Annotated in this window: 15 protein-coding genes; 8 read left to right on the top strand and 7 right to left on the bottom strand. The window is 71.8% G+C overall.

What is annotated here, in order from left to right:
- Positions 1–150: 150 nt before the first annotated feature.
- From AVMA1855_RS18065 to AVMA1855_RS18050, 4 genes are read left to right on the top strand one after another with little or no spacing between them, the layout of a single operon-like run.
- The gene (locus AVMA1855_RS18065) at positions 151–1,542 is read left to right on the top strand and encodes a TackOD1 domain-containing metal-binding protein (protein WP_284426769.1); all 1,392 of its coding nucleotides are present in this window, start codon (positions 151–153) and stop codon (positions 1,540–1,542) included.
- Between the two features lie 4 nt (positions 1,543–1,546).
- A complete protein-coding gene (locus AVMA1855_RS18060) occupies positions 1,547–2,872 on the top strand; it encodes a glycosyltransferase family 2 protein (protein WP_284426768.1) in 1,326 nt (441 codons plus the stop codon).
- A gap of 1 nt (position 2,873) precedes the next feature.
- Positions 2,874–5,075, top strand: a complete 2,202-nt coding sequence (locus tag AVMA1855_RS18055; RefSeq protein ID WP_284426767.1) for a TolC family protein — start codon at positions 2,874–2,876, stop codon at positions 5,073–5,075.
- Entirely contained in the window at positions 5,072–6,193 is a 1,122-nt protein-coding gene (locus tag AVMA1855_RS18050; protein ID WP_284426766.1) for an HlyD family secretion protein, read from the top strand. Before AVMA1855_RS18055 ends, AVMA1855_RS18050 begins: the two co-directional genes overlap by 4 nt.
- Positions 6,194–6,610: 417 nt before the next feature.
- Here the strand turns inward: AVMA1855_RS18050 and ltaE are convergent, their stop codons facing one another.
- On the bottom strand, positions 6,611–7,684 hold the full coding sequence (gene ltaE, locus AVMA1855_RS18045; protein WP_284426765.1) for a low-specificity L-threonine aldolase: 1,074 nt from the start codon (positions 7,682–7,684) through the stop codon (positions 6,611–6,613).
- A 230-nt stretch (positions 7,685–7,914) separates the two neighbouring features.
- Here ltaE and AVMA1855_RS18040 point away from each other — a divergent pair, with 230 nt between their 5' ends.
- Positions 7,915–9,057 carry an aminotransferase class V-fold PLP-dependent enzyme gene (locus AVMA1855_RS18040; protein WP_284426764.1) on the top strand — a complete coding sequence of 381 codons (1,143 nt, stop codon included), beginning with the start codon at positions 7,915–7,917 and terminating at the stop codon, positions 9,055–9,057.
- A gap of 41 nt (positions 9,058–9,098) precedes the next feature.
- Positions 9,099–10,406 (top strand): DUF445 domain-containing protein, encoded by a 1,308-nt coding sequence (locus tag AVMA1855_RS18035; RefSeq protein ID WP_284426763.1) that lies wholly within the window; start codon positions 9,099–9,101, stop codon positions 10,404–10,406.
- Between the two features lie 22 nt (positions 10,407–10,428).
- Here AVMA1855_RS18035 and AVMA1855_RS18030 read toward each other — a convergent pair whose 3' ends face one another.
- Positions 10,429–10,848, bottom strand: coding sequence for an XRE family transcriptional regulator (locus tag AVMA1855_RS18030; protein WP_272566942.1), 420 nt, complete (start codon positions 10,846–10,848; stop codon positions 10,429–10,431).
- Positions 10,849–10,941: 93 nt separating this feature from the next.
- Positions 10,942–11,367, bottom strand: a complete 426-nt coding sequence (locus tag AVMA1855_RS18025; protein ID WP_284426762.1) for an XRE family transcriptional regulator — start codon at positions 11,365–11,367, stop codon at positions 10,942–10,944.
- 141 nt (positions 11,368–11,508) lie between these two features.
- Here AVMA1855_RS18025 and AVMA1855_RS18020 point away from each other — a divergent pair, with 141 nt between their 5' ends.
- Both AVMA1855_RS18020 and AVMA1855_RS18015 read left to right on the top strand, forming a co-directional pair.
- A complete protein-coding gene (locus AVMA1855_RS18020) occupies positions 11,509–12,195 on the top strand; it encodes a hypothetical protein (protein ID WP_284426761.1) in 687 nt (228 codons plus the stop codon).
- Positions 12,192–12,779 carry a GYF domain-containing protein gene (locus AVMA1855_RS18015; RefSeq protein ID WP_284426760.1) on the top strand — a complete coding sequence of 196 codons (588 nt, stop codon included), beginning with the start codon at positions 12,192–12,194 and terminating at the stop codon, positions 12,777–12,779. The genes AVMA1855_RS18020 and AVMA1855_RS18015 overlap by 4 nt, the downstream gene beginning before the upstream one ends.
- A 52-nt stretch (positions 12,780–12,831) precedes the next feature.
- Here AVMA1855_RS18015 and AVMA1855_RS18010 read toward each other — a convergent pair whose 3' ends face one another.
- The 4 genes from AVMA1855_RS18010 to AVMA1855_RS17995 form a co-directional block, all read right to left on the bottom strand.
- The gene (locus AVMA1855_RS18010; protein WP_284426759.1) at positions 12,832–14,343 is read right to left on the bottom strand and encodes an FAD-linked oxidase C-terminal domain-containing protein; all 1,512 of its coding nucleotides are present in this window, start codon (positions 14,341–14,343) and stop codon (positions 12,832–12,834) included.
- A 48-nt stretch (positions 14,344–14,391) separates the two neighbouring features.
- Entirely contained in the window at positions 14,392–16,275 is a 1,884-nt protein-coding gene (locus AVMA1855_RS18005; RefSeq protein WP_284426758.1) for a bifunctional diguanylate cyclase/phosphodiesterase, read from the bottom strand.
- Between the two features lie 91 nt (positions 16,276–16,366).
- Positions 16,367–16,762, bottom strand: coding sequence for a response regulator (locus tag AVMA1855_RS18000; protein ID WP_284426757.1), 396 nt, complete (start codon positions 16,760–16,762; stop codon positions 16,367–16,369).
- Entirely contained in the window at positions 16,759–17,256 is a 498-nt protein-coding gene (locus AVMA1855_RS17995) for a GAF domain-containing protein (RefSeq protein ID WP_284426756.1), read from the bottom strand. The genes AVMA1855_RS18000 and AVMA1855_RS17995 overlap by 4 nt, the downstream gene beginning before the upstream one ends.
- Positions 17,257–17,264: the final 8 nt, after the last annotated feature.

Genomic DNA, 17,264 nt, shown 5'->3' with positions numbered 1-17,264 from the left:
GCATGAGTGGCGGATTCGCAGCCAGCCGGTGCTTGCAAAGGGTTGCACAGCACTGGCCTGCGGACGGCCTTGTCCTACCGGGTGCGGGAAGGCCCACTCTTAGAATCCGGCCGGCCATGCTCTATGGCGTAACGCGAATGGATAGTTGTTTTGAATGTTGAAATCACGCCGGCCGTGGCGTTGGAAACGATGGTGGTGCTGCGGCCTTCCGGGCAGTTGGCGGCCGGCGAATCGAGGGCCAGGGCCTGGAGTGCATGGGAGGCCTTCGCGGACTCCGGCGTGGAGCCCCTGGGGTTCTACCTGGATGGCTGGGAGGGCGATGCCCCCGCCGCGTTGGCGGCCCAATTGCGCTCCAGCGTCTGGTGGGACCGCCCCCTGTTCGTGGCGCCCGGCGATGCGGCCCCGCCCTGGCTGGCCGATGGCGCCGCGCCGTATGCCGCCGCCCTGGCCGCCAGCGAGCTGTGCCTGGCCGTGCGGCGCAGCCTGCCGCTCAATCCCGCGGCCCTGCATTTCGACGAGCGGGTGCTGTATTTCCTGTGCCTGCGCGACGGCGCCCAGTTGCAGCCGCAATGCGACCGCGCCAGCCTGGCGCTGTACCGCTACCCGATGGTCGAGGCGCTGGCCCGGCCCGGCGACGATGCCGATGCGTGCCTGGCCGGGCTCACGCGGCGCCGGCTGCTGGAGCCCGCCGAGCTGGTGGACCGCACGCGGCACTGCCGCACCTGCGGCAGCGCGCACATCCACTACCTGGACGTGTGCCCGCACTGCACCAGCATCCACATCCGCAAGTCGCCCTCGCTGCATTGCTTCGCCTGCGGCCACGTGGCGCCCGAGGCGGACTTCCATGCCGATGGCGCGCTCTCGTGCCCCAAGTGCAACGCCATGCTGCGGCACATCGGCGTGGACTACGACCGGCCGCTCACGCAGTACGCCTGCGGCAGCTGCCACCACGTGTTCGTGGAGACCCAGGTGGTGGCCCGCTGCCTGGATTGTCGCACCACGGCCGAGCCCAGCACGCTGGACGTGCGCGAGATCTCGTCGCTGCGCCTGAGCCCGCAGGGCCGCGCCGCGCTGCGCGCCGGGCAGATCCAGGAATCGTTCGCCGCGCTCGACTCCGCGCACTACGTGCCGCCCGCCGATTTCCGCCGCATGCTCGACTGGGCGCTGGCCACGCATGCGCGCCATGGCGAGATGCGTTTCGCGCTGATGCTGGTGGAGTTCCAGAACGCGGCCGAGGTGATCGAACGCGAAGGCGCCTCGCGCGTGTTCCTGATGCTCGATGAGTTCGCGCGGCGCCTGCACGAGCTGCTGCGCACCTCGGACATCACCACGCGCACGCAGGAGGAATGCCTGTGGCTCTTCCTGCCGTTCTCCTCGCCCGAGGGACTGGCCGCGCGCCTGCAGGCGTCGCTCCAGGGCGCGGGCGGCGGCGCGGCCGCGATGCCGCTGCGCACGCGCATCCGGCACCTGGAGGTGCCGGGCGGCCTGCGCTCCGGCGAGCAGGCCGCGGACCTGATGGCGCGGCTGCGCGACGGGGCCTGAACGCATGTGGGAGCAGGTGGTGTTCGCGTTCGTCACGCTGTTTTCCAGCGCGACGCACCAGTCGTGGGTGGAGCTGGCGCTCAAGTTCTTCCCGTTCGTGGTGCTGCTGGAGGCGCCGTTCTTCCTGCTCGTGTGCTCGGGCATTGTGAAGTACGGCCTGCGCGAGCACCGGCCCTACCTGCAGCGCGAGCGCTATCCGCGCGTGTCCTGCGTCATCACCTGCTACTCCGAGGGCGACGACGTGCGCAAGACCATCCAGTCGCTCGCCCAGCAGATCTACCCGGGCTTCATCGAGATCATCGCCGTGGTGGACGGCGCGGTGCAGAACGAGCCCACGCTGCGTGCGGCGCGCGGCGCGCGCGAACTGCTGGCCGGCGCCCGCCGGCGCGCGCTGGTGGTGCTGCCCAAGTGGCAGCGCGGCGGCCGCGTGTCGTCGCTGAACGCCGGGCTGTCGATCGCCAGCGGCGAGATCGTGATGGCGCTGGACGGCGACACCTCGTTCGACAACGACATGGTGCGCAATGCCACGCGGCATTTCGACGACCCCGGCGTGGTGGGCGTCGCCGGCAGCCTGCGGGTGCGCAATGCCCGCCGCTCGCTGGCCGCGCGCATGCAGGCGCTGGAATACATGCTGTCCATCGGCGCGGGCAAGACGGGGCTTTCGGAGTTCAACATCGTCAACAACATCTCGGGGGCGTTCGGCGTGTTCCGCGCCAGCTTCATCCGCAACCTGGGCGGCTGGGACGCGGGCACGGCCGAGGACCTGGACATGACGATGCGCATCAAGCAGTACTTCGGCCGCCATCCGGGCCTGCGCATCGTGTTCGACCCGCATGCCGTGGGCCACACCGACGCGCCGGACACCTGGCGCGTGTTCTTCCGCCAGCGCCTGCGCTGGGACGGCGACATGTTCTACATCTTCATCCGCAAGTTCCGCCTGAACCTGCGTCCGCGCCTGCTGGGCTGGCGCAATTTCCTGTTCGTGGTGGTGAACGGGCTGGTGATGCAGGTGCTCATGCCCTTTCTCATCGTGGCGTACACCGGCGTGATGCTGTTCACGCTGCCGGTGGGGGCGGTGCTGGGGGTGCTGGGGTTCGTCTACGCGGTGTACCTCGCGGCGCTGCTCTTCTATTTCCTGCTGTACCTCGTGGCCGTGTCCGAGCGGCCCCGGCACGACGCGGCCTACCTGCGGTTCCTGCCGCTGTTTCCGCTCTTCGCCTTCGTCAACCGCGTGCACTGCACGTTCTCGATCCTGCAGGAGGTCTTCCTGAAGACCCACCTGGACTCCGCGATGGCCCCCTGGTGGGTGCTGCGCAAAACCAAATTCTGATATGCCGCATCGCCTGGGGGAACGTCTTTTGCCATGGGCCGCGGTGCTGTGCCTGCTGGGGTGGGGCGCGGGCGCGCTGGCGGCCGAGCCGACCCAGCCGCTGGCGCCTCCCGTGGTGGCGCTGGAGGCACCGCCCGCATTGGCCGCCGACGTGCTGGCCCAGGCGCCTGCCACCCTGGCGGAACTGGAAGGCTGGGCCGAGGTGCAGGCCCCGGCCGTGCGGCTGGCGCAGGCCGAGGCCGACGTGGCCGCGCAGCGCACCGGCGCGGCGCGCGCCGGGCAGGGCGCGCGCGTGTTCGGCGGCGCCAGCCTCGGGGGCGTGCGCGAGTCCGTCACCGACACCACCAGCCGCGACTACCAGCGCGGCCAGGCCCAGGTCGGCGTGCGCTGGCCGCTGCTGGGCAGCCGCGAGGCCCAGCAGCGTGGCGTGCGCGAGGCCGAAGGCGCCGAATCGCTGGGCCGGCTGCGGCAGGCCCAGGCGCAGCGGAACGTGCGGCTGGCCTTGCGCCAGGCCTATGTGCGGTTCGCGCACAGCCTGCAGCGGCGCCTGCTGGCGCAGGAATTCCTGTCCGTGCGCGCGCCCGTGGAGGCGCAGCTGCTGCACCGGCGCCAGGCCGGCGTGATGCTGGAGGCCGACCGGCTCGACCTGTCGGCGCTGTTCGATGGCGTGCAGGCCGCGCACGATGCCCAGCGCGCCGCGCAGTCCAGCGCGCTGCGCACGCTCGCGCGGCTGGCGGGGCAGCCCGTGGCGCGGGTGGACACCGCCATCCCGGGCTGGCCCGCGCGCTGCATGGACCGCGAGGCGCTGCTCGCGCAGGCGGGCGACGACCCCGCCATTGCCCAGGCCCGCACAGAGCGCGACACCGCCGCCGCGCAGCTGGAGAACGCGCAGCACACGGGCCTGGAGGCCGGCGTGTCGCTGTCGCAATCGGTGAGCCGCGACATCGGCGGCCAGCCGGGCCGCAGCACCGTCGTCGGCGTGGATTTCTCCATGCCCCTGGAGTGGCGCGCGCAGCGCGACGCGGCCCGGGGCCAGCTGCAGAGCGAGCGCGACCGGGCCGATCAGTTGATGGAACTGCGCCTGGGCGAATACCGCTCGGTGCTGGACCAGGCCCTGGCCGACTGGCAATTGCGCGGCGGCGAGATGCCCGGCTTTTTGAACCGGCTGCAGGCGGCCCAGGAGGGCCTGCGCGTGGCGCGCCTGCGACTCGATGCCTTCGACGGCGACGGCTACTCGCGCCTGCTGATGGCGCGCTACGCCCTCTACCAGGCTTCGCTGCAGGTCGTCGACGGCTCGGAGCGCCGGGCGCTGGCCGCGCTCGACGTGCTGGCGCTCGGCAGCCCCTGCCCGCCGCAGCCGGGCGCGGCCGAGCCCCTGCCCGACCTGCTCGCGCCTGCGCTCACCGCCCTGTCCGCGCTGCCGCCGGCGGCGCGGGGCGAGCCGGCCCCGCAGGCGCGTGCGCCGGGCCTGGGGTGGTTCTCCTGGAGCGGGCAGGCGCTGCTGGACCGGCCCGCCCGGCTCGATGCCATGCCGCAGGACAGCCAGCGCGTGCTGCTGTCCTTCACCAGCGCGCAGCTGCGCGCCCTGGCCCGCCCACCAGGCCGAGCCGCCCTGCGGCGCCTGCTGGAGCACGCGCACGATCGGGGCATGGCGGTGGAGCTGATGCTGGGCGAGCCCAGCTGGGTCCTGCCCGCCGGGCGCGAGGCCCTGCTGGCGCTGCTGGCGCCGCTGCGCCACCTGCCGTTCGACGGGCTCAACCTCGACCTGGAGCGCAGCCAGCTCGACGCCGCCGACCAGCCCGGCTGGGAGGACGGCACCGTGGCCACGCTGCGCGCCGTGCGCGCCGCCACGCCCTGGCCCCTGGCGCTGACCACGCACTACCGCGAGCTGCAGGTGCCCGGCCTCGCGCAGCGCCTGCAGGTTGCCGGCGCCACCGAGGTCGTGGCCATGGTCTACGTGAGCCGGCCCGAACGCGCGGCCGAACTGGCGCGCCCGCTGGTGCGGCAGGCCGTGCCCGGCCTGCGGGTGGCGGTGGCCCAGAGCATGGAGGACTCGCTCACCCGCGAGGAAAGCAGCCATGGCGTGGGCCGCGCCGCGGCGCTGCAGCGCTGGCGCGCGCTCGCACAGTCCCTGTCCGACCTGCCGGCGTTCGCCGGCGTGGTCGTGCAGGCATGGGAAGATTTTGAAGGGGCCGCCCCGTGAAGATCCAGTTCGACATTCCGCCGGGTTCGGCGCAAGAGGCCAACGGCCTGCCGGTGCGCTACGCCGCCGCCAAGCGGCAGGTGCCGCGCTGGCGCTGGTACCTGCTGCTGGCCATGGTGCTCGCCGCGCCGGCCTATCTGCTGATGCGCTTTGCCATCGCCTACTGGTGGGAGACGGCGCCCGGCTTCGTCGTCACCGAGCAGGTGGCCGTGGGCGTGCACACCTCCGGGCGCGTGGCGCGCATCGTGGCCGTGGGCGAGACCGTGCCCGCAGGCCAGCCGGTGATGGTGCTGGAGCCGCCCACGGCCGCGGGGGCGCCGGCATCCACGGCCCTGGCCGCGCCGCTGGCCGCCGCCACCGATCCGGCCGTGGCCCAGGCCGTGGCGCAGGGCCAGGCCGCGCGCCTGGCCGGGCTGAAGGAGGCCGAGCGCCTGGCGCTGCGGCAGGCGGCTCTGCACCAGGAGCGCGTGCGCACCATGGAAGGCTTGCGCCTGCAGGGCGCGGCCACGCGCCAGGAGCTGGATGGCGTGCGCCTGCAGGCGATGCAGGCCCAGGCCGGCGTGGACCGCGCGCGGTCCGAACGGGCCGAGACCGCCGCGCAGGTGGCGCGCGACCGCGCACTCGCCCAGGCGGCGCTGCGCGCGCAGAGCCCCATGCCGCTCGCGTCCCCTGGGGCGCCGGGCACGAACGCGGGCACGGGGCCGCTGGCCGCCGGCGCGGCGCTGCCGTCGCCCGACGTGGTCGCGCCCTTCTACGCCACCGTGGTGCGCCAGCTCGTTCGCCGCGGCGAGTGGGTGGTGCCCGGCACCGACGTGGCCGTGCTGCAGGGGCGAGGGGCGCCCATGGTGCACGCCTACGTGCTGCCCAACGAGGCGCGCTACGCCCAGGTGGGGCGCCAGGCCAGCCTGCAATTCATGGACGGCGGGCGCATCCGCGCCGAGGTGGTCGGCGTGGTGGCCGAGGCCGAACGCCTTCCCGCCGAGCGCGTCTCGCCGCTGTCGCCGCGCATGCCGTCGATCGTGGTGCGCCTGCGCCCGCTGGAGCCGCTGCCCGCGGCCTACCGCATCCACCAGTTGCCGCTGGATGTGCGGTTCGACTGGGTGTGGAGCGGTTTTTGAGTCAAAACCCCTTCATGCCCTAGTATTGATTGCCTGTGTTGCTATAAAAAATATAGCATTATGCTTGCTTGCTTGCTTGCTTGCTTGCTTGCTTGCAGGCGGGTGTCCGCTCAAGCGCCACCCTGTGCGGGGGCGCGGGCCGATCCAGCGCGCTGGCATCCACCCGTCCGCGCGGTGCACCTGGCAGGCCGGCTGGCCTTCCAGGTGCCCGACACGGTTTCAACCCACGCGCCCCACTTGGGGCGCGACACGCTGGACACATCCCAGTCCGAAATATCGCCGTTGTTTCAATCCCACGCGCCTGCGAGAGGCGCGACGGTCTGGCAGGCATCGAGCCCCCGTTCATCGCTTAGTTTCAACCCACGCGCCCCTGCGGCGCGACACAGGGACTGCAGCCCCTGCCGACCCCTCAGCGGATCATTGCCCGCGCCCGTCGAACCGGCGCACGCACTCCAGCGTCTGGGCCACGTCCTCGGGGCCCACGTCCAGGTGCGCCACCCAGCGCAGGCGCGCGCCCCGGCCGTAGAGGCCGCTGGTCACCCGCACGCCGTGTTGGGCCAGCCACGCGGTGAAGGCCGGGGCCACGTCGGCCTCCACGTCGGTGAACAGGATGTTGGTGTGGGCCGAGGCCACGGTCAGGCGCCCCTGCAGCACGGGGTGGCTGCGGCCGGCTTCGGCCAGGCCCTCGGCCAGCTGGCGCGCCAGGGCATGGTCGTCGGCCAGGCGGCGCACGTGGTGCTGCAGCGCGTGCAGCCCCGCGGCGGCCAGAAAGCCCGCTTGGCGCATGCCGCCGCCCAGGATCTTGCGCGTGCGCCGCGCCTGGCGGATGAAGTCGTGCGAGCCCAGCAGCAGCGAACCCACGGGGGCGCCCAGGCCTTTGCTCAGGCACACCGAGGCCGAGTCGAAGTGCGAGCAGATCGCGCGCGCCTCGTCGTACACGTCGGTGCCGTTCTTCTCGGCGTGGGCCGTGGCGGCGTTGAACATGCGCGCGCCGTCCAGGTGCATGGCCAGGCCGCGCGAGCGGGCGAGGGCGGCCACCTCGGCGATGTAGCCGGTGGGCAGCGGCTGGCCGCCGGTGGTGTTTTCCAGCACCACGAGGCGGGTGCGGGCGAAGTGCGGGTCGTCGGGCTTGATGGCGGCGGCGATGTCGGCCACGCGCAGCGTGCCGTCGGGCTGGGTCTCCACCGGCTGCGGCTGGATCGAGCCCAGCACCGCCATGCCGCCGGCCTCCCAGCGGTAGGTGTGCCAGCTCTGGCCCACGATGGCTTCGTCGCCGCGCTGGCAGTGGCCCATGAGCGCGATCAGGTTGGTCTGCGTGCCGGAGCACGCGAACAGCGCGGCCTCGAAGCCGAGCAGTTGCGCCGCATGGTCTTGCAGCGCGTTCACGGTGGGATCGTCGCCGAACACGTCGTCGCCAAGGGGGGCCTGGAACATGGCGTCGCGCATGGCCGGCGTGGGTCGGGTGACGGTGTCGCTGCGAAAGTCGGGCATCGGGAGGGGCTCCTGGTGGGGGCTTGGGGTCGAAAAGGGTCGGTCCGGCATCCTAGCGGCGTTGGGCCCGCTGCGTCCATCGCACCGGCGATGCGGGCGGCCGGCCCGCGGAAAGTGCGCGTGCTAAGCTGGCCCGCTCAATTTTTTCCGGCCTTGTCCGCCCCGTCTGCCGGCCAGCGCGGCCTGTGCGGCGTGTGCGGCGCGATGGCCCAGCCCTCACGGAAACAACTATGCCCGGCCTTCTGCCCGATATCGATCCCGACGGACTGCTCGAATTCTCGGTGGTGTACACCGACCGGGCGCTCAACCACATGTCCCGGCGCTTCACCGGCGTGATGCAGGACATCCTGGCCACGCTCAAGGGCGTCTACCACGCCCACACGGCGGTGCTGGTGCCCGGCAGCGGCACCTTCGGCATGGAGGCGGTGGCGCGCCAGTTCGCCAACCGCGAGAAGGTGCTCATCGTGCGCAACGGCTGGTTCAGCTACCGCTGGAGCCAGATCTTCGACGCGGGCGCTCTGGGCGGTGGCGCGGTGGTGTGCCAGGCCCGCCGCCAGGGCGAGGGCCCGCAGGCCCCGTGGGCGCCGTGCCCGGCCGATGAGGTGGCGGCCGCCATCCGCGCCGAATCGCCCAAGGTGGTGTTCGCGCCCCACGTCGAGACCGCCAGCGGCATCCTGCTGCCCGACGACTACCTGCGCACCGTGAGCGAGGCCGCGCACGACGTGGGCGCGCTCTTCGTGCTGGACTGCGTGGCCTCCGGTGCCGTGTGGGTGGACATGCAGGCCACTGGCGTGGACGTGCTGATCTCGGCCCCGCAAAAAGGCTGGAGCGGCTCGCCCTGCTGCGCCATGGTCATGCTCGGCGAGCGCGCCCGCCAGGCCATCGACGGCACCACGAGCAGCAGCTTCGCCTGCGACCTCAAGAAGTGGATGCAGATCGCCGAGGGCTACGAAAAGGGCCAGCACGCCTACCACACCACCCTGCCCACCGACGCGCTGGTGCAGCTGCGCGACGTGATGGTGGAGACGCGCGACTACGGCTTCGACAAGGTGCGTGCCGAACAGATCGAACTGGGCGCCCGGGTGCGCGCGCTGCTGCGCGAGCGGGGCTTTCCGAGCGTGGCCGCTGAGGGCTACGAGGCCCCGGGCGTGGTCGTGAGCTACACCACCGACCCCGGCATCCAGAACGGCAGGAAGTTCATGGAGGCCGGCCTGCAGACCGCCGCCGGCGTGCCGCTGCAGTGCGGCGAGGGCCCGGACTTCCAGACCTTCCGCATCGGCCTGTTCGGGCTGGAGAAGTGGCACCACGTGGACCGCACCGTGGGCCACCTGGCCGCGGCGCTGGACCAGATCGCCGCCCCGCCAGCGCACTGAAGCGGCCCTGTCCCACAGGGGTCTCGGGCTATCCTTGGGCGATGCAGAGCACCCACGAAGACCAGGCCCGCGCACTGATCCGGGCCAAGTGGCTGGCCACGGGCCTGTTGCTGGCGGTGGCCGCCGTGTTCGCGCTGACCTATGCGCTGCCCCGCAGCCTGGCGGTGGAATGCGTGCGCGCCGTGGCCGAGGCGGCCATGGTGGGCGCCCTGGCCGACTGGTTCGCCGTGTCGGCGCTGTTCCGGCGCATTCCGCTGCCCTTCGTGCAGCGGCACACGGACATCATCGCGCGCAACAAGGCGCGCATCGGCGGCAACCTGGCGTCGTTCGTGCGCGACGAGTTCCTCGATGCGCCTTCGCTGGTCACCATGATCCGCCGCCACGACCCGGCCCACATGCTGGGCCAGTGGCTCACCTCGCCGGGCAACGCCGAGCTGCTGGCGCGGCAGATGTCGCGCCTGGCGCTGTCGGCGCTGGAGACGGTGGAGGACGAGCGCATCCAGCGCTTCATGAACGACGCCGCGCGCACGCTGATCGGGCAGATCGACCTGTCGCGCACCATGGCCATGGCGCTGGAGGCGCTCACCCACAACGGCCGCCACCAGGCGCTGCTCGACGACCTGCTGGCCCGCCTGGCCACCCTGGTGCGCGACCCGCAGACCCGCACCTTCATCGCCGAAACCATCGTGCAGTGGATCAAGCGCGAGCATCCGCTGAAGGAAAAGGTGCTGCCCACCGACTGGCTGAGCGAGAAGGGCGCGGGCGCCATCGCCCAGGCCATCGAGAACCTGCTGGCCGAGGTGGCCGGCAACCCGGCCCACCAGCTGCGCGGCACGCTGGATGGCGCGGTGCAGCGGCTGGTGGAGCGCCTGCAGTCCGACCCGGAATGGGCCGAGCGCGGCATGGCGATCCGCCACTACCTGCAAAACGACGCCACCCTGGGGCGCTACGTGCAGACGCTGTGGACCAGCCTGCGCGAGCGCCTGCAGCGCGACCTGGCCGACGAGGACTCGGCGGTCTCGCGCAAGGTGGCGGCCATGGGCCAGTGGCTGGGCCTGTCGCTCGCGGGCGATCCGGCGCTGCGGGTGCGGCTGAACGTGCGGCTGGAGCTGTGGGCGGCGCAGTGGGCGCCCGAGCTGTCGCAGTTCGTGGCCGAGCACATCCGCAACACCGTGGACCGCTGGGACGCCCAGGAGCTGGCGCGCCTGGTGGAGCTGCACATCGGCAGCGACCTGCAGTACATCCGCATCAACGGCACGGTGGTGGGGGGCTTCATCGGCCTGCTGCTGTTCGTGCTGTCGCATGCGGACGACCTGGCGCAGGGCGTGGGCGCCCTGTTCGCCGGCTGAGGGGCCGTCGGCCGGGAGCCTGTCAGCGGTTGCCGCCGCGCGGGGTCTGTTCGGCGGCCTGGGCCTTGGCGATGGCCAGGATCACCTCGCGCGCCAGGCGGCGCTTGGGCACGGGCAGCTTCAGATAGGTCTCGAACAGTTCGCGGTCTTCGTACCCCAGGTTCACGTGCCAGCGGGCGGCTTCTTCGCGCGCCTGCGGCGTGGGCGTGCCGAAGGCCAGTTCCTGCACCGGCATGCGCAGCCACTCGGCCAGGGTGATGAGCTTGCGGGCATCGGGCATGGTTTCGCCCAGCAGCCAGCGGCGCACGCCATGCAGGGTCATGGGCTTGCCCCAGTGGCGGGTGTTGAACTCCCGCTCGAGGACGGAGGGCTTGGGTTCGTAGCCGGCCGCCACCATGGCTTGGCGTAATTTCTCGGCAAACAGTTGCTTGGGATCTTGCATGGGCGGCACGCTAGGCACGCCCGTTGGCCGTGGATTGACTCCGTCTTCGAGTTACGCGGCCGCCGTGATTTGGGGTGACGGTTGGTGCCCGCGTCAATGGGGCTTGCCGGCCGGCTTGGGCTGATCGGCCGCGTGGGCCTTGGCGATGGCCAGGATCACCTCGCGCGCCAGGCGCCGCTTGGGCACGGGCAGCTTGAGGTAGGTGTCGAACAGCTCGCGGTCCTCGTAGCCCACGCCGACGTGCCATTGGGCGGGCTGCTCGCGCACTTCGGTACCGTCGGCGACGCCGAACGCCAGTTCCTGCACCGGCATGCCCAGCCATTCGGCCAGGGTGATGAGCTTGCGGGCATCGGGCATGGTCTCGCCCAGGAGCCAGCGGCGCACGCCGTGCAGGGTCATGGGTTTGCCCCAGTGCCGGGTGTTGAACTCCCGCTCGAGGACGGAGGGCTTGGGCTCGTAGCCGGCGGCTGTCATGGCTTCTCGTAATTTCTCGGCAAACCGCTGCTTGGGATCGTGCATGGCGGCACGCTAGGCAGACCCGGTGACGGAAGATTGATTTTCGGATAAAGTCACGGCAAGCAATTGATTAAAAGTCAACTTTCCGAATTCCGGCAGGTGCCTCGGGGCCTGCCGAGGGGCTCGGCAGGGGAGCAAAAAACGATGCACAAGGGATGGGTGGCGCTGGTGTGCGCCGGGATGGCGCTCGCCGGCTGCGGCGACGGCGCGGTGCGGCAGGTGAAGGGGCTGGAGCGCGGCGATGTGCCGGGCCGGGTGTTGGGCGCGGCGCTCGATGGCCGCGGGGCCTGCGCGTCCGTGCAGTGGCGCTCGTTCCAGGATGCGCGCGGGCGCCGCATCGTCGAATACGCCTGCGAGCACCGGCCGGCCACGGCGCACTATGCGCGGCTCACGCGCGAGGCGCTCGCGGCCCTGCCGCCCGAGCCGGCGCGCGAGCCGGGCGGGGCCGAGGCGCTGTACCTGCTGCGCCAGCGGTCGGTCGATTTCCGGCGGGTGCGCGAGATCACCGAATGGCGCATGGACGCGCCCGCGCCGGTCTGGATCGGCTCGCGCGTGGACACCGAATACGCCAGCCACACCGCGCGCGAGCCGGTGTCGGCCGACTTCGTGTTCGCCGAGGCCGCGCACGACGGCCCGGACCTGTCGCCGGGCTACCGGCACCTGCTGGAGCGGGCATGGCGCGGCTACCGTCCCCTGCCCGCCGCCGGCGCCGTGCACCACCGGCTCGCGGCGGCGCGGCCCGTCACGCGGGTGCCGCCGGCCGATCCCACCGTTCTCCATCCGTCCGAGCGGGCTTCCGCCACCTTGCGCAAAGGGGAGTGGCTGCGATGAATGCCATGGAAGTCGACATCCACCTGGGCGAGGACGCCCGCTGGTTCTACGAGGCGCAGGGCGAGTGCCGCGGCCCGGTGCCCGACGACGAGATCGTGCGCCTGATCGATGCCCGGCGCCTGCCCCCAGGCCAGCGCATCTGGCGCCCGGGCCTGCCGTGCTGGGTGCCGGTGGAGCATTCGGAGTTCCGGCCGCACCTGGGGCCTCCTCTGGGCCTGCCCACCGCGCCCGCCGATCCCTGGGCCGGCAGCGTGAACAACACGCTGGCCTGGCTGCTGGCCTGCGCGCCGGTGATGGGGGTGTCGCTGGAGGGTTTCGTGGCCTACCTCGTGTACCGCGATCCGTACGTGTCGCAGCGGGCCGTGCAGTCGGGGGCGTTCTTCTTCCTGACGGTGGCGTTCAACGTGCTGCTGGCCTTCGTGGACGAGCGCTGGCTGTGGCGCGCCGGGCACGACACCGCGGGCTTTCGCGGCTGGGTGTGGCTGGCGCCCGCCTATCTCTACCGGCGCGCGCGGCGGCTGGGGCAGGGCCTGGCGCCCCTGGCGGCCTGGGTGGTGTGCCTGCTCGTGGTGCTGATGCTCTGAGCGCGGGAGTGGGCAGCGGCCGGCCCGCGCCGGCACCCCGGCTGCGCGCCGCTCAGAACCGCGGCAGGTCCGGGTGGGCGATCCGGCCGCCGCGCACCAGCATCTTTCCGTACTCCGCGCAGCGGTTGAGCGTGGGGATCACCTTGCCCGGGTTGAGCAGGCCCGCCGGGTCGAAGGCGGCCTTGAGCGCGAACATCTGCGCGTTCTCCTCGGTGGTGAACTGGGTGCACATGGAGTTGAGCTTTTCCACCCCCACGCCGTGCTCGCCCGTCACCGTGCCGCCCATGGCCACGCTGGTCTCCAGGATGTCGGCGCCGAACAGCTCGCAGCGGTGCAGCTGGTCGGGGTCGTTGGCATCGAACAGGATCAGCGGGTGCAGGTTGCCGTCGCCCGCGTGGAACACGTTGGCGCAGCGCAGCCCGTATTTCTTTTCCATCGCGGCGATGGCCAACAGGATGTCGGCCAGCCGCTTGCGCGGGATGGTCGAGTCCATGCACATGTAGTCGGGGCTGATGCGGCCGCTGGCCGGAAAGGCGTTCTTGCGGCCGCTCCAAAAGCGCAGGCGTTCGGCCTCGTCCCGGCTCACGGTGAGGGCGGTGGCGCCGGCCGCGCGCAGCACCTCGCTCATGCGGCCGATCTCCTCCTCGACCTCCTCGGGCGTGCCGTCGCTCTCGCACAGCAGGATGGCCTCGGCGGTGAGGTCGTAGCCGGCGCAGACGAAATCCTCCACCGCGGCGGTCATGGGCTTGTCCATCATTTCCAGGCCCGCCGGAATGATGCCGGCCGCAATGATGGCCGCCACCGCATCGCCGGCCCGGCGCACGTCGTCGAAGCTGGCCATGATGCAGCGCGCCAGCTGCGGCTTGGGGATCAGGCGCACGGTCACTTCGGTGGCCACGGCCAGCATGCCCTCGCTGCCGATCACCGCGGCCAGCAGGTCGTAGCCGGGCGCATCCAGCGCCTCGCTGCCGAAGGTGACGGGCTCGCCCTCCATGGTGAAGCCGCGCACGCGCAGCACGTTGTGCACCGTGAGGCCGTATTTCAGGCAGTGCACGCCGCCGGAGTTCTCGGCGATGTTGCCGCCGATGGTGCAGGCGATCTGGCTGCTCGGGTCGGGCGCGTAGTACAGCCCGTGGGGCGCGGCGGCCTCGCTGATGGCCAGATTGCGCACGCCGCACTGCACGACGGCGGTGCGCGACACCGGGTCCATGCGCAGGATGCGGTTGAACTTGGCGAGCGACAGCGTCACCCCGAGGGCGTGCGGCATGGCCCCGCCCGACAGGCCGGTGCCGGCCCCGCGCGCCACCACGGGCACCGACAGCGCGTGGCAGGCGCGCAGCACGCCCTGCACCTGGTCCTCGGTCTCGGGCAGGGCCACGGCCAGCGGGCGCTGGCGGTAGGCGGTGAGCCCGTCGCATTCGTAGGGCGTGGTGTCCTCGGCATGCCACAGCAGCGCATGCGCGGGCAGCACGGCCTGCAGCGCCGGGATCAGCCGCGCGCGGATGGCGGCGGCGGGCGATGGCGAGGAAGATGGTGAGGCGGAAGGGGCGTTGGCGGTCGTCATGGGGTGCCGCGGGGCCCCAGGCGGGCACCGCTGAAGGGGCACTCTACGTCAATCCGGCCGCCAAACGGGGGGCTGGGCGGGCGAGTTCGCGTGAAGTTCTTTAGCGTCGGTCGTGAAAAGCTTTCCCGGAGCCGCCGCCGCCCGCGCGGCGAAGAACGGCGCGACCTCGCCGGCCTCCATGGGGTAGGCCAGGAAGTAGCCCTGTACCAGGTCGCAGCCCGCCTCGGAGACCATGTCCAGGATCTCCTGGGTTTCCACGCCTTCGGCCACGAGCTGGTAGCCCAGGCGCTGGCCCAGCGAGATGATGGTGCGCAGCAGCGTCCAGGCCTGCATGTCGTGGGCGATGGGCATCACGAGCGACTGGTCGAGCTTGAGCATTTCGGCCGGCAGCCCGCGCAGGCACGACAGGTTGCAGTAGCCGATGCCGAAGTCGTCCAGCGACACCTTCAGGCCCATGGCGCGGATCTCCTCCAGCACGCGCTGCGTGGCGCGGCCGGTCAGGGCGACGTTCTCGGTGCACTCGATGTGCAGCTGCTGCGCCGCCACGCCGTGCAGCGCGATGGCGTTGCGCAGCACGGTGGCGAAATCCGGGTGCTCCAGGTTGCGGGCGGACACGTTGATCGCCATGGTCATCTGCAGGCCCTGGCGGTTCCATTCCGCCAGCTGGGCCAGGGCCGTGTGCAGCACCCATTCGGTGAGCAGGTGGATCAGGGCCGTCTGCTCCACCTGCGCGATGAACTCGGCGGGCGAGACGTTGCCGTGGCGCGGGTGGCGCCACCGGATGAGTGCCTCCACGCCGGAAAAGCGCTGGTGGCGCACCTCGAACTGGGGCTGGTACACCAGGCGGAACTCGCCCTCCGCCAGGCCCTGCGTGAGGCCGCGCAGCAGCGCGAAGGCGCGGCGGTGGGCGGTGTCGGACTCGGGGGTGTACCAGACGAAGGCACGGTTCAGCTCGTCCGCCTGGTGCAGGGCCGAGGTCGCGCGGCGCAGCACGTCGCCCGCGGATTCGGCGTCGAGCGTGAAGCGCGTCAGGCCCGCCACCAGGTACAGATCCAGCACCACCCGGCTCATGCGGAACGCCTCCTGCAGGTGGCGCTGCACGCGCAGCACGGCCTGCTCCTGCGCCTGCGCGCTGCCTTCGGGTAGCAGGTAGGCAAACCGGGTTTCGGACGCGTGGTACAGCTGCACCTGCGGGCCCAGGGCCTGCGTCAGGTGCGCCACCACGTCGCGCAGGCCGGCCTCCAGCGGTGCGATGCCGATGGCGCGGACGGCCTGCTGCAGGTCGCGGTCGCGGATCACGTCCAGCAGCACGAGCGTGCGCATCTCGCCCGGCGTCTGGTTGCACAGGCTCGTCAGGTCCTGTACGAGCTGGGCCCGGTTGTACAGGCTGGTGATCTCGTTGATGCGCCCGGCCGTGCGCTGCAGCGCGATTTCGTTCAGCACGAGCGCGGCCAGGTCCTGCAGCTGCTGGCACTGCACGGCATCGAAGGTGCGCGGGTGCTGGTCCAGGATGCAGAGGGCGCCCAGCGCCTGGCCGCCGGGCAGCACCAGCGGGGCGCCTGCGTAGAAGCGAACGCCCAGTTCTCCGGTCACCAGCGGGTTGTGGGCGAAGCGTTCGTCCAGCAGGGTGTCCTCGACCACCATCACGTCGGCGGACTGGATGGTGTGGTGGCAAAAGGCCACCGAGCGTGGCAGCTCGCGCGCGGACAGGCCCACGCGCGACTTGTGCCATTGGCGTTCGCTGTCCACCAGCGTCACCAGCGCGATGGGGGCGTCGAACAGGGCGCTCGCCAGCCGCGTGATGCGGTCGAAGCCGTCGCTGTCTGGCGTCTCCAGCAGGCCGGTGGCCTGCAGGGCGCAGATGCGCTGCAGCTCCGGTTCGAGCGCCGGGTCCGTGTCTTCGGGGCGGGGGATCGAACTCAGCGGTGGCACGGGCGGCGGTCTCCCAACGGCGTGATGAACGGGGGCGCGGCGCCCGCGCCTGCCAGGGGGCAGCACACCGCCAGACGAGCGGGCCGCGCGCTCATGGCCGGCGCCCCGCCATGGCCTGCACCGATTCGAGCAGGGCCCCGATCTTGAAGGGCTTGCGCAGCGTGCCCGTGACGCCGATGGCTTCGCGCCAGGCATCGCGCTCCGGGTCGGGCAGCGAGGACATGGCCAGCACGGGCATGTCGGCCGGGCAGGCGAACGCCCCGCTGCGCAGGCGCGCCAGCAGGTCGGTGGAGGCGGCGGCATCGTCGCAATCGAGCACCAGGCCGAAAAAGGGCTGGGCCGCCAGCATGGGCAGGGCCCGCGCCACGCTGGTGGCTTCGTGAAAGTCCACCAGGCCGAGGTCGCGCGCGACCGAGACGATCGTGCGGCGCAGCACGAATTGCGGCTCCACCAGCAAAAGGATGGGCAGGGAGGGTGGACGGGTCATGCGTCTTTGTCTTTGCCGGCAATGGTTTCGTTGGCCAGGGTGCCCAGCGCCCGCAGCACGGCCCGCTCGGTCACGGTGAGGCTGCGGGGTTTGGTGTCGATGATGCAGAGCGTGCCCAGGCGCTCGCCGGTCGGCGCGCACAGCGGGGCGCCGGCGTAGAAGCGGATGTGCGGGGCCTGGGTCACCATGGGATTGTCGGCAAAACGCGCGTCGAGGTTCGCATCTTCCACCACGAACAGGTCCGGCTGCAGGATGGCGTGGGCACAAAAAGACACGTCGCGGCTGGTTTCGGGCACGTCGAGCCCGACGCGCGACTTGAACCATTGCCGCTGGTCGTCGATGAGGCTCATGAGGGCGATCGGGGCGTCCAGCTGTTCGGCGGCGAACCGCACGAACCGGTCGAAGCGCTCCTCCGGGGGCGTGTCGAGCAGCATCAGTTCCTGCAGCGCGCGCAGGCGCTGCGCTTCGTTCTCGGGGGTCCTGGCTGGGGTCATGGGGGGTG

Origin of the sequence: Acidovorax sp. SUPP1855, assembly GCF_030158955.1 — a bacterium.
Lineage (GTDB): Bacteria > Pseudomonadota > Gammaproteobacteria > Burkholderiales > Burkholderiaceae_C > Paracidovorax.
Note: the sequence above shows the minus strand (reverse complement) of the source record. Positions and strands in the feature narration are given on the sequence as shown.